Here is a 12,464-nt window from a genome sequence, read left to right on the forward strand (position 1 = left end):
TGCTTTCGTTGATGCTGGTCCTCACGCTTTCCTTACGATGCAAAATCCGGTCAACGTCCCACTCAATGATGCTGTCCTGGCGCTGGCCTTCGTCGGCGACCTCAGCATGGGCCAACCTACGGACCACTCGCTGCGCACGGCAAGACTGGCATCAAGCCTTGCTGCGGAAGCCGGCGGGTCCATCCCCGACCGCGTTGCAGCCAGCCAGGTTGCCTTATTACGCTGGTCTGGCTGCACCGCCAATGCCTCCGGTTTCGAGCAGTTGCTGGGCGACGATGTGGCGGGCCGCGACGCCATGCTGACGCTGACATTGCCCGCGTTCGACGGGCAGGCGCGCGCAGGCATCCTTCCCCTGGCGCAGATCCATTGCGAGGTGTCGGGCGATATCGCCTCCATGCTTGGCCTGGGCGCGGAGGTGGAGGCCGGCCTGCGCAATGTCTTTGAAGCGTACGATGGCAACGGCATGCCTGGCCGAATCGGGCATCCGCACGTGCCCCCCGTTGTCTATCATGTCGCCCTCGCCAGCGACCTTGAAATCCTCAGCCGGGCCCATGGCATCGATACTGCCCTGGCCTACATTGCAGGCTTCGCCAATGCCAGGTACCCGGCCGCCCTGGTTGCACTTGTGAGCCAGCATGCGAAGGCGTGGCTCGAGGCGCTGGAGTCAGCCCCGTTGCTGGCGGAGATCGCAGCCTTGCCGGGCCACGGCGCCACCGAGGTGGCCCTGCCGCTGGTCGGCGACGTCATCGACCTGAAGCTGCCATGGCTGGCGGGCCATTCGCGCCAGGTTGCGGAGCTGGCGAAGGTCAGCGCCGCCATGCAGGGATTCGATGCCGACTTGCAGAATTGCCTTTATCGCGCAGGCTTGATTCACGGCGTCGGCCGCGCGGCCTTGCCAAACCGTCTTTGGAACAACCCCGGGAGGCTGCAGGCTTCGGACTGGGAGCGTGTTCGGCTGATGCCGTACTGGACTTTCCGGGCTGCGCGGCACTTCCGCCAGCTTGGCGCGGAAGCCGAGCTGGCCTCGTATGCCTATGAGCGGCTGGACGGCAGCGGCTACTACCGCGGGCTTGCCGGCGACGCACTGTCTGGCGCGCAACGGACCCTCGCCGTGTCGACGGCCTGGGTGGCCCTTCGCTCCCGTCGGCCCTGGCGGGCCGCCCATTCGTACGACGATGCCGCTGTCTTGCTGCGCTCCGAAGCGGCGCAAGGGCGTTTCGATGGCCAGATCGTGGAAGCGACGCTGGCGGCTGCGCGCGGCGACAAGGTGCGCGCGCTACCGTCCAGATCGTCCGTCTCGCTTTCCGAAAGGGAGACAGAGGTACTACGCCAGATCTCGCTGGGAGAGAGCAACAAGGAGGTAGCCCGCACGCTCGCGATCAGTCCGAGCACGGTCCGCACCCATGTGGAGAACATTTTCCGCAAGCTCGAATGCTCCACCCGTGCTGCCGCGACCCTGAAAGCCTTCACGCTCGGCTTGCTTTAGCTCTTCACATATGCACCGGCTGTTCTGGAGTATCCGATCGGCTATGACGCGGGCGCAAAGCGGCGCGATGGGAATTACCCATCGCGCCGCCCAGGAAAAGCCGGAAACCCGGCCGAGTTCCGCTCGGCAAAGTTGGCGTGTTAAAGCAATGTGGCGGGAGGCGGAAGTTTGCTTGTCAGCAGTCGTTGACGGCGCCGAAGATTGAATGACGGGTTAGGGTCGGTAGTTGCCTCTGGCGCCAGCACGCCCAGATTGGATGAACCAAGGGCGGGGACTGGCCAGAATCCGACGCCCAGTCAGATATTCGTCACGGCCGGTCACGCGCGAATTCGGCCAAGGGATTCATAAACCGTAAGCCAGCACTGATCGACGCTCGCCGGCGCTGAAGCGTGGAGAGCGCTGCAGGTTGCCCGCCTTGCGCGCCGCATCATCCGGCGACTTTCGCCGGCCCTGCCCCCCCTGGTCTAGGGATGAATCGTTTCGCCGCGATCGAGCATGCCGATGAACTCCTCGATCTTGCGCACGCGCGTTGCGGGTTTTTTGGCATTCTGGATCCGAAACAGGATGGCGTAGCGGTTGCGGCTGTTCAGCGTCGCAAAGAACGCGCTGGCCTTGGGATTGGCATCCAGTGCGGCCTGCAGGTCGTCCGGCACGACCGAGTTGCTGGCCGACGTATAGGCAGCCTCCCAGCGGCCGTCCTCTTTGGCTTTCTCGATTTCTCGCATGCCCGAAGGAAGCATTCTGCCTGCAGCGATCAGCGCTTCGGCCCGGTCTTTGTTGAGTCTGGACCAGATACTTTTGGCGGAGCGTCGCGTGAAGCGTTGCAGCCAGTACCCATCACTTTCAGCCTGTTTTTGACCATCGATCCAGCCATGACACAGGGCACTTTCCAGTGCCTGCTCATAGGTCAAGGTTGCCTGCCCGGCGCCCTTTTTTGCCAGGCGCAGCCAGATCCCGGTCGAGGTACTGCCGTTCTGCGTCAACCAGCTTTCCCATTCATTCTGGTCAGGAAAGGTCAGACGAGGCTCTGTCATGAAGGATCCGCAAGTTGCATTCAGGCAGCGAGGCGTATTCGTTCACTGAAACCCGCTGGTTACCGACCTGCGCCGATTTTGGCATAGCCGGTTTGAATAGCGCCGCAGAACGACCGACTTCTGCCGGCGGGTCCCGATCGGCGTATCCCCGGGCCGATCAGGCCCTGGGCCAAAGGATCAACTGCGTATTGCGAAAGCTGGCGATCAGGGCATTGTCGGCCTCGCGACGGACCTCGGCATCCCAGACCTGGGTGGTGCGTCCCTTATGGATCGGCCGCGCGGTGCAGGTCACGATGCCATCGCGGGCCGTTCCAAGCATGTTGCTCTTGAGCTCCACGGTGGTGAAGCCGCTGGCCCCTGGCGGCAAGCTTCGTACGGTTCCGTAGCCGCAACATGTATCTGCGAGCGAGACTACCGTTCCCGCATGCAAGTACCCATTCCATGCTGCCAAGGCACGACGCACTTTAAGCGTCGCCACTACCTCGTCTAACTCTACCTTGACGAAGCGCATGCCAAGAAGACCAGGCAAATAGTCCGCACCGGCCGCATTCCATTCTTCCAGCGTAACGGGAGGAGCAATGTCCATGACTTGTCTCGGTTGAACAGGGCAGTGCACCATTCTACCGACCTGCCTGCCAGCCAGCGCCAGGGCATTGCGCGGCGGCGGGCCGAGGGTGTGTCAGATCACACCCTCGGCCCGCAACCGCGCCAGCTCTTCTTCTCCAATTCCCAACTCCCCATAAACCTCCGCATTGTGTTCTCCCACATCCGGCCCGGTACGCGGTAACGGCGGCGCATACCCCGAAAAACGGGGCACCGCGCAAGGCGCCGGCACCGTGCCCAAGTCCGCATCGGGCAGCCGCACGATGGCCTGGCGCGCCACCATCTGCGGGTCCTCGACGATATCGGCGATGCTGAACACTTTGCTGAACGGCACCTGGCATTGCTCAAGCCGCGCCGCCGCGGCGGCGTAGGGCTGTGCGGCAAACCACTCGGCGATGCAGCCGTCGAGGGCTTCGATATGCCGCACGCGGCCGGCGTTGGTTGCGTATTCCGGGGCCTGTGCCAGTTGCGGCGCGTCCATGGCCTCGGCCAAGCGGCGGAAGGTGGCGTCGGACGAGGCCACCACGGTGACCCAGGTATCGTCGGCGGTGCGGTACATGTTGGAGGGCGCGGCGTAGGTGGTGCGGTTGCCGGCGCGCTGGCGCACATGGCCGAGCTGTTCGTATTCGATGGCGAGCGGGTCCAGCAGGCGGAACAGTGCCTCGGTAGCGGCCAGGTCGATCTCGCGGCCGGGCTGGCCCGGTCTGGCGCGCTGTTCCGCCACCGCGGTGGCGATGGCAAAGGCGCCGAAGAGTCCGGCGATCATGTCGCCCACCGGATAGTTCATATGCATCGGCCCGCTCTGCGCCGTGCCCGCCAGGTTGGTAAAGCCGCTGCGGGCTTCGAAGATGCGGGCAAACCCCGGGCGCGTTGCATCGGGCCCGGTCTGGCCGAAGCCGGTCAGCCGCAGCACGATCAGCCTGGGGTTGGCCGCGTGCAGTGTTTCAAGATCGAGCCCCCATCGCGCCAGCGTGCCGGTGCGGAAATTCTCCACCAGCACGTTGAAGCGCGGCAGCAGGCGCAGGAAGATCTCGCGGCCGCGCGGCGTGCGCACGTCGAGTGAGATGCCGCGCTTGCCGCGGTTGGTCACTTTCCAGTACAGCGCGTGGTCCTTGGTGACGGGCTCGAGTCCGCGCAGCGGATCGCTGCCGTCTGGCAGTTCCAGCTTGACCACCTCGGCGCCCATGTCGGCGCACAACGTGGCGGAAAACGGTGCCGCCACCACGGTGGCCATGTCGAGGATGCGCAACCCGGCGAGCGGGCCGTTGCCCGGTGCTTGGGGCGATACAGGTTGGACGTAGGTGTCTGGCATGCGGGTCTCCAGCGGCAGGTTTGTCCGCTGCAAGGTGGCAGGCGGCCGCCTTGGACGCAAGCATGGTTTCGCTGTGCGGAACGGTCGTGCTACAACGTTGACGTCCCCTTTTCCGGATCCCAGCATGGAACCCAAGCAACCACCGCACAGCATGGACCGCACCCCGGAACCCCTGCCCCTGCCCGGCCTGGCCAGCGAGGACGCCCTCGCCACCGACCGCCAGTTCGCCACCAACCTGTCGCGCGGGCTGGAGGTGCTGCGCGCCTTTACGCCGTCCAGCCCGGTGCTGGGCAACCAGGACATCGTGGCGCGCACCGGACTGCCCAAGGCGACGGTGTCGCGGCTGACGTACACGCTGGGGCTGCTGGGCTTTCTCAGCCGCGTACCCGGCAACCAGAAGTACCGGCTCGGCGCCGGCGTGCTGGCGCTGGCTTATCCGATGCTGGCCGGCCTGGCGATCCGCCAGGTGGCCCGGCCCTATATGGAGGCCATCGCGCGCGAAACCGGCTGCACCGTGAACCTGGGCATGCGCGAGCGCCTGTCGGTGGTCTACGTCGACAGTTGCCGGCTGGACCCCGGCAACTTCTACCAGCCGGACATCGGCAGCACGCGCCCGCTGCTGGCCAGCGCGATCGGCCGTGCGGTGCTGCTGGCGTGCAGCGCGGACGAGCGCACCGCGCTGCTGAACCGGCTGCGGGTCGAAGACCCGCAGCGCTTCAGCCAGGAGCGCCAGATGTGGACGGAGGACCAGAAGCATTTCCGCGCGCACGGCTATTGCCTGAGCCGCGGCGAGTGGCGGCCCGAGATCCACGCGATCGCGGCGCCGTTGCGCCAGTCGCTGCACGAGGACCCGTTCGCGCTGAACTGCACCATCGCGGCATCGCGCAATCGCGACAACCTGCTCGAGCGCGACGTGGCGCCCCGGTTGCGCGAAGCGGTGCGGCAGATCGAACTGAGCTGCGCGCGCTGACCCGTTACGGGACAGTGGCGCGGCGCAGCCTGCCGGCAATGTCGCCGGCAGGACCATGACAGCGGCCCGACAAGAGGCCTGCATGAGACCGACCTCGCGCCTGGCAACGTCCCGGGCGCAGGCAACCAAGGAGACAAGATGGATGCCTTTTACCCATGGCGCCGGCTCGCTGCCGGCATGCTGGCCTGCGCCGCGCTGACGCCCGCGGCGACGCTGGCCGCCGCCGACGATGCGGCACGCTTCCCGGACCGCCCGGTGCGGATCATCGTGCCGTTCTCGGCGGGCGGCGTGGTCGATTCGGTCACCCGCATCACTGCCGAAAACATGGCGAAGGTGCTGCAGCAAGCGGTGATCGTCGAGAACAAGACCGGCGCCGGCGGTGCCATCGGCGCCGACCTCGTCGCCAAGGCGCCCGCCGACGGCCATACGCTGCTGGCGGTCAGCCCCAGCTTCGTGGTCGGGCCGCTGCTCAATCCGTCGATCCAGGGCAAGGGCGGCAAGGACTTCCGCGCGGTGGCCGGCATCGGCGCGGTGCCCAACGTGATCGTGGTGCCAGCCTCGTCGCCGCTGCGCACGCTGCCTCAACTGCTCGACGCCGCACGCAAGCAGCCGGGCACGCTGACCTACGCCAGCGCGGGCATCGGCACCTCGAATCATCTGTCGGCGGAATTGCTGGCGCAGATGACGCGCGTGAAGCTGACCCACGTGCCCTACAAGGGCCAGCCCGAGGCCCTGAGCGACCTGCTCGGCGCGCGGGTGTCGATGATGGCGCTGACCTCGGCCATTGCGCGCCAGCAGGTGCAAAGCGGCAAGCTGCGCGCGCTGGCCGTGACCTCGGCCAGGCGCACGGCGGTGCTGCCGGACGTGCCCACCGTGGCCGAGGCGGCGCAGCTGCCGGGCTATGAAGTGGGCGCGTGGTTCGGGCTGGTGGCGCCGCAGGGCACGCCAGACGCGGTGGTGCGCAAGCTGGCCGACGCCGCCGCGCGCGCCACCGCCGACCCGGCCACGGCGCGGCGCCTGGCCGAACTCGGCATGGACGTGGCACCGCAACCCGCGGCCGCGTTCGACCGCTTCCTCGATGCCGAAACGAAGAAATGGACCGGCGTGCTGAAGACCGCCGGCATCACGGCACAGTAGCCGCGCCCCTGCCACCCTCAACCCACCACCGGAACCCCTCCATGATCCGCGACTCCGCCCGCCAGCAAGCGCTGCTTGCCGAACTCCGCCGCTTCGTGCTGGAAACCTGCATCCCGCTCGAAGCGCAGATCGACCAGACCGATGTCATCCCCGAGCCCGTGGTCGAGCAGATGCGCCAGCTTGGCCTGTTCGGCCACAGCATCCCGGAAGCCTACGGCGGCGCCGGGCTGACCACCGAAGAGCTGGCGCAGGTGAACATCGAAGTGTCGCAGGCGGCCACGGTGTTCCGCGCCCGCTTCGGCGGCAATACCGGCATCGCCTCGGAGTCGCTGGTGGCCGACGGCACCGAAGCGCAGCGCCAGCGCTACCTGCCGCAGCTGGCCTCCGGCAAGGTCACCGGCTGCTTCGCGCTGACCGAACCGGAAGCCGGGTCCGATGCCACGGCGCTGCAGACCACGGCCAGGCAGGACGGCGACCACTACGTGCTGAACGGCAGCAAGTGCTTTATCACCAATGCGCCGATCGCCGACCTGTTTACCGTGTTCGCCCGCACCGACCCCGGCACGCCGGGCGCGCACGGCATCAGCGCCTTCCTGGTCGAGCGCGGCACGCCGGGCCTGAGCACCAGCGAGCCGGAACGCAAGATGGGCCAGCACGGCTCGCCCGTGGGCGACGTCTACCTGAAGGACTGCCGCGTGCCGGTTAGCGCCATCGTCGGCGGCAAACCCAATGTCGGCTTCAAGACCGCGATGAAAGCGCTGAACAAGCAGCGCATCAACCTGGCCGGCCTGTGCGTGGGCCCGGCGGTCCGGCTGGTCGACGAGATGGTCCGCTACGCGGCGCAGCGCCGCCAGTTCGGCAAGCCGATTGCCGACTACCAGCTGGTGCAGCAGATGATTGCCGACAGCAACACGGAACTGCACGCGGCCCGCGCGCTGGTGCTCGAGACCGCGCGCAAGCGCGATGCCGGCGAGGATGTGACCATGGAGGCGTCGATGTGCAAGCTGTTCGCCTCGGAAATGGCCGGCCGCGTGGCGGACCGCGCGGTGCAGGTGTTCGGCGGCAGCGGGTATATGGCCCGCACCGTCGCGGAGCGCTTCTATCGCGATGTGCGGCTGTTCCGGCTGTATGAAGGCACCACGCAGATCCACCAGCTCAATATTGCGCGCCGCACCCTGGAAGCGCGCGGCGCGGCGCTGGAGGGCGCCGGCGCGGGCTGATTGCCTGATCGATGCACTACGGCGGGGCGGCGGTGCGTGCGCATAGCCGCCTGCACCGCTGCGCGGCCGCCAGTGCCGCGCAGCGGCAAACCCTGACCTTCCATTTCAGCGCACCGGGCCATCCCGCGCCCGGCTTCGCGCAAGCTCAGCACAAGTGCTCAATCGAGCATATTTTAAGTAAAAATCCCCCTGAATACCCGCAGTCTTGCGCTGCCGCGTGACCGTTTAGTCTGGCCAACCTAGTCTGCAAACAGACGTTGGGATTGGTGGAAGTCCCGTCACAATCGTTGGCTAAGACTGGCACAGTGGTCGCTACATGAACCGCGTCCCCATGGCACGCCGGCATACGGCGCGCAATCGGGAGACGTTGCGCACTGAACCCCCCACGCATGGGCGGCTGGCTTTGGCGCAGGCGCCATGCAAGCCTTGCCAATTCCCTCCGATTTTCATCCGACCTGTTGAAGGACTACCGATGTTCGCCGATGCCGAGCCTGTGCAATCCCGCCACCATGCCTGCCGCAACAAAGCCCCGACCTTGCCGCCCTGGATCACCACGCGCATGGCACAGCATTTCGAGGAACGCATGGGCAAGCTCTGGGGCGGCGACCACCTGCTGCACGGGCTCACGCCCGGACCCGACGCGCTGCACCTGAGCAGCAACGACTACCTGTGCCTGCTGGGCGAGGCGTCGCTGGCGCAGGCGCAGATGCGGGCCTTTGTCGATGACGCGCCGGAGCTGCTGATGTCGTCCGTGTTCATGCACGGCGATACGCCGCAGCGGCGCGTCGAGCGCAAGATCGCCGACCTGATGCAGGCCGAGGACGGGCTGATCGCGCAGTCCGGCTGGGCCGCCAACGTGGGCCTGGTGCAGTGCATCGCCGGCCCCGGCATTCCAGTCTATATCGACATGAACGGGCATGCCTCGCTGTGGGAAGGCATCATCGCCGCGGGCGCGCAGGCGGTGCCGGTGCGCCACAACGATTGCGATCACGTGCGCCGCCAGCTGGAGCGCTTCGGCCCGGGCGTGATCATGGTGGATTCGGTCTACAGCACCACCGGCAGCGTGGCGCCGCTGCTGGACTATGTCGAACTGGCCGAAGCATCCGGCTGCGTGCTGGTGGTGGACGAATCGCACTCGCTGGGCACGCATGGCCCGCGCGGCGGCGGCCTGGTGCCGGCGCTGGGGCTGTCCGGGCGCGTGCATTTCCGCACCGCGTCGCTGGCCAAGGCCTTTGCCGGGCGCGCCGGCTATGTGGCCTGCTCGACTGCCTTCAAGGACTTCTTCGCGGTCGAATCGCGGCCGGCGATCTTCAGCTCCGGGCTGCTGCGCCACGAGATCGCGTGGTTCGACGCGGTCACGGACTTCATTGCCGCCGCGGACGAGCGCCGGGCGCGCCTGCATGCCATCACCCGCGAGACCCGGGGCGCGATCGCGGCACTGGGTTACAACATCAGCGAGGGCTCGGAGCAGATCATCGGGCTGGAGGCGGGCACCGAGCCGCAGGTAAAGGTGCTGCGCGACGCGCTGCAGCGGCGCGGCATCTTCGGCGCGGTATTCTGTGCGCCGGCCACGCCGAAGAACCGGGCATTGATGCGACTTACGCTGCATGCGAAACTTGGCGCCAACGAAATCGACCGCCTGGTCGGCGTGCTCGCCAGCATCCGCGATGAAGTCCGGCTGGAAGAGTGGTCCTCGACGCGCCGGGCCCGGCGCAAGTCCTGAAAATCCCACAAGCGGGCCGATCGCAGGCATCCGCGAGGAGTAGTCCTGGAGATGGATGCAAAGGTAGCGCAAGCGGAGGACGGCCGCCCCACCCTTGCCGGACTGGCCCGCCAGGCATGGCAGGCCGTGTTCGAGACCGCCGCGCGGGCCACGCTGCTGGACGAGGAGAGCGTCATCCGCCTGCGCCGGATCCAGATGGTGGGCGCGCTGGGCGTGGTGGGACACCCGCTGTACTACGTGATCTGGTCCTATGTGTTCCCCCAGCCCTATGAAAACCTGTGGCTGCGGCTGGCCTGCACCGCGCTGTTCGTGCCGCTGCTGTTCGCCTCGGCGTTCTCGGGCCGGCGCTGGCTGCCGCCCTATGCGCTCTTTGCCATCACGGTAGGCCTGCCGTTCGCCTTTATCTTTTTCTACCTGGAGAACGGCGGCTCGATGGTGTGGGCCGAATCGGTCATTATCGCGGTGGTGATCCTGTATCACTTCAACACCGCGTTCGCCACCATTGCCCTGTTCGCGGGCGCAGCGGCGGCGATTGCGCTGTTCGTGCTGGCGGGCAATTCCATGGGCGGCATCCCGTGGGAACCGGTGCTGCTGCAGTTGCCGGTGATCGGCTTCGTGATCGCGGTGCTGGTGGTGATCAAGATGGACCGCCAGCTGCTGGCCGAGCAGAAGCGGCGCGGCATGGCCGCCGCGCTGGCGACCGTCGCGCATGAACTGCGCACGCCGCTGACCAGCCTGGCCATGACTGCCCGGGGCCTGAAGGCCCGGCTGCCGGCGGCGCTGGACCAGGACACCCCGCAGCGCGACGGCCTGATGCAGGCCGTGGCCCGGATGGAATCAGACCTGGCCCATATCAGCAACAGTATCGAGCTGCTGGTGGCCAACTCCAAGAACCCGGAAAACGCCACGCGGGCGCTGTTCGAAGTGGGCGAAGTGATCCGCGACGCCGTCGGCCGCTTTCCGTTCGAACCGGGCGACATGGAACGCGTCACGGTCGACCTGCCCGGCCCCGCCTACGTGATGGGCAACGCGCAGCTGTTCGGCCTGGTCACGACCAACCTGCTGAAGAACGCGCTGGAAGCGATCCGGCGCGCCGGCAAGGGCACCATCCATATCCGCTGCGAGGTCCGGCCCGATGCCGTCCACGTGGTGTTCCGCGACACCGCCACGGGCGTGCCGCCGCAGGTGCTGGCGCGGATGTTCCAGCCCTTCTTCTCTTACCCCGCGCACCGCGGCACCGGCATCGGCCTGGCGTTCTGCCAGAAGGTGCTGGGCAGCTGGGGCGCGGGCATCAGCTGCCGCTCCGAAGAACACGTGTTTACCGAGTTCGACATGCGCTTTCCGCGCAAGGGAAAATGGCCCGAGCCGCAGCAGCCTGACGCGTCGTAGCCCGCGCCGGCCAGCCGCCGGCGCGGCTTGCGCCAGCCCTTACACCACCCCTGCGGCCTTCAGCGTGGCCACCTGCCCGGCGTCCATGCCGAGCAAGTCGCCCAGCACGCGCTCCGTGTCCTGCGACAGCAGCGGCGGCGCGGCGCGCACCGGCACGCGCTCGCCGTCGAGCCGGTACGGCGGCGCCAGCACCTCGACGCGGCCGGTTTCCGGATTGGGCAGCTCTGCCAGCAGGCCGGCTTCGGCCGAGCGCCGCGAGCGCAGGGCCTCGAGCAGCCCCAGCACCTCGCCGCACGGAATGCCGGCGGCGCCCAGGCGCGCCAGCAGCAGCTCGCGCGGGCGGCGCGCCAGTTCGGCGCGCAGTTCCGGCAGCAGCGCCTGGCGGTTGGCCGAGCGGCCGGTGTTGGTGGCGAAGCGCTCGTCGGCGGCCAGGTCCGGGCGCTCGATCACCTCGGTGCAGAAGCGCTGGAACTGCGCGTTGTTGCCGACCGTGATCACCAGCGGGCCATCGGCCGCGTCGAACACGCCGTAGGGGACGATCGACGGATGGGCGTTGCCGTACTTGGGCGGGTCCTCGCCCATCAGCAGCGCCTCCAGGCCGTAGTAGGCCGTGATCATCAGGCCGCAGTCGTACAGCGCCATTTCCACGTGGCGGCCCTGGCCGGTGCGCTGGCGGTCGTACAGCGCGGCCAGCACCGCCTGCGCCGAATACATGCCAGTGAACATGTCCACCACCGCGGTGCCGAACTTGAGCGGTCCCTGGCCTTCTTCGCCATTCAGCGCCATCAGGCCGGCCTCGCCCTGCACCACCAGGTCGTAGCCGGGGCGGGTCGCCTCGGGACCGTTGCTGCGGTAACCGGTGATCGAGCAATAGACCAGCCCCGGGTTGATCGCCTTCAGCGCCTCGTAGCCCAGCCCCATCTTGTCGATGCCGCCAAACTTGAAGTTCTGCACCAGCACGTCGCACTTCGCCGCCAGTTCGCGCACGATGCGCTGGCCTTCGGGCTGCTGCAGGTCGATGCCGATGGACTGCTTGTTGCGGTTGGCGCTGTTGAAGTAGGCGGTGTTGCGCGTGCCCACGCGCAGGCCCCAGTCGCGCGTATCGTCGCCGCGGCCGGGGTGCTCGACCTTGATCACCTCCGCGCCCAGGTCGCCCAGCGCCTGCGTGCACATCGGTCCGGCCAGCACGCGGGACAAGTCCAGCACGCGCACGCCGGCCAGCGGCAGGCGCGGGGAATGGTTGTTATCAGCCATGCGGCGATCTCCTTGTGTGTGTCTCTCGGGCATGCGAAGGATCGGCCCGGGCTTCGCCCGGATTTTGCACTGTCAAGGCCTGATCGACAATTCCATGGATCGTTGACACGGTGTCAATCAAAAATTAACAGTCCACCGCCTCCGCCCAGATGGCGGCGGCGGTGGCGGCCGCGCACAGCGGGTTTACCTTAGTGCGCGGCTACACAAGAGTTTGGGGGGAATCGCCCTACTGCCCGTGCCTGCGCCATCCCTAGTATTGACTCACCGCGGCGACGCAAGCCTCGCCAGCGGAAACAGGCCAGACCCGCCTGCGACGCATCGCCGGTTTCCCCGCCC

At 67.4% G+C, this 12,464-nt stretch carries 10 protein-coding genes; 6 read left to right on the forward strand and 4 right to left on the reverse strand.

Annotation, left to right across the window (positions count from 1 at the left end):
* Positions 1 to 37 precede the first annotated feature (37 nt).
* A complete protein-coding gene (locus GA0116996_RS13670; protein WP_092312160.1) occupies positions 38 to 1,486 on the forward strand; it encodes an HD domain-containing phosphohydrolase in 1,449 nt (482 codons plus the stop codon).
* A gap of 464 nt (positions 1,487 to 1,950) precedes the next feature.
* Here the strand turns inward: GA0116996_RS13670 and GA0116996_RS13675 are convergent, their stop codons facing one another.
* The 3 genes from GA0116996_RS13675 to GA0116996_RS13685 all read right to left on the reverse strand — a co-directional run bounded on the left by GA0116996_RS13675 (position 1,951) and on the right by GA0116996_RS13685 (position 4,435).
* On the reverse strand, positions 1,951 to 2,520 hold the full coding sequence (locus GA0116996_RS13675; protein WP_092312163.1) for a YdeI/OmpD-associated family protein: 570 nt from the start codon (positions 2,518 to 2,520) through the stop codon (positions 1,951 to 1,953).
* Between the two features lie 157 nt (positions 2,521 to 2,677).
* Positions 2,678 to 3,106, reverse strand: a complete 429-nt coding sequence (locus GA0116996_RS13680) for a PaaI family thioesterase (RefSeq protein WP_092312166.1) — start codon at positions 3,104 to 3,106, stop codon at positions 2,678 to 2,680.
* A 93-nt stretch (positions 3,107 to 3,199) separates the two neighbouring features.
* Positions 3,200 to 4,435 carry a CaiB/BaiF CoA transferase family protein gene (locus GA0116996_RS13685; protein ID WP_092312169.1) on the reverse strand — a complete coding sequence of 412 codons (1,236 nt, stop codon included), beginning with the start codon at positions 4,433 to 4,435 and terminating at the stop codon, positions 3,200 to 3,202.
* Between the two features lie 124 nt (positions 4,436 to 4,559).
* Here GA0116996_RS13685 and GA0116996_RS13690 point away from each other — a divergent pair, with 124 nt between their 5' ends.
* The 5 genes from GA0116996_RS13690 (at position 4,560) to GA0116996_RS13710 (ending at position 10,874) form a co-directional block, all read left to right on the forward strand.
* Complete coding sequence (locus GA0116996_RS13690; RefSeq protein ID WP_243419621.1) at positions 4,560 to 5,405, forward strand: IclR family transcriptional regulator; 846 nt, start codon at positions 4,560 to 4,562, stop codon at positions 5,403 to 5,405.
* 138 nt (positions 5,406 to 5,543) lie between these two features.
* Complete coding sequence (locus GA0116996_RS13695; RefSeq protein ID WP_092312175.1) at positions 5,544 to 6,542, forward strand: tripartite tricarboxylate transporter substrate binding protein; 999 nt, start codon at positions 5,544 to 5,546, stop codon at positions 6,540 to 6,542.
* Positions 6,543 to 6,583: 41 nt separating this feature from the next.
* On the forward strand, positions 6,584 to 7,762 hold the full coding sequence (locus GA0116996_RS13700; RefSeq protein ID WP_092312178.1) for an acyl-CoA dehydrogenase family protein: 1,179 nt from the start codon (positions 6,584 to 6,586) through the stop codon (positions 7,760 to 7,762).
* A 472-nt stretch (positions 7,763 to 8,234) separates the two neighbouring features.
* On the forward strand, positions 8,235 to 9,485 hold the full coding sequence (gene cqsA, locus GA0116996_RS13705) for an alpha-hydroxyketone-type quorum-sensing autoinducer synthase (protein WP_092312181.1): 1,251 nt from the start codon (positions 8,235 to 8,237) through the stop codon (positions 9,483 to 9,485).
* A gap of 51 nt (positions 9,486 to 9,536) precedes the next feature.
* Positions 9,537 to 10,874 (forward strand): sensor histidine kinase, encoded by a 1,338-nt coding sequence (locus GA0116996_RS13710; protein WP_092312184.1) that lies wholly within the window; start codon positions 9,537 to 9,539, stop codon positions 10,872 to 10,874.
* A 39-nt stretch (positions 10,875 to 10,913) separates the two neighbouring features.
* On the opposite strand, the gene GA0116996_RS13715 is transcribed toward GA0116996_RS13710, so the two are convergent.
* A complete protein-coding gene (locus tag GA0116996_RS13715; protein WP_092312187.1) occupies positions 10,914 to 12,128 on the reverse strand; it encodes a CaiB/BaiF CoA transferase family protein in 1,215 nt (404 codons plus the stop codon).
* Between the last annotated feature and the right edge of the window lie 336 nt (positions 12,129 to 12,464).

Source organism: Cupriavidus alkaliphilus, from assembly GCF_900094595.1.
Classification (GTDB): Bacteria; Pseudomonadota; Gammaproteobacteria; order Burkholderiales; family Burkholderiaceae; genus Cupriavidus; species Cupriavidus alkaliphilus.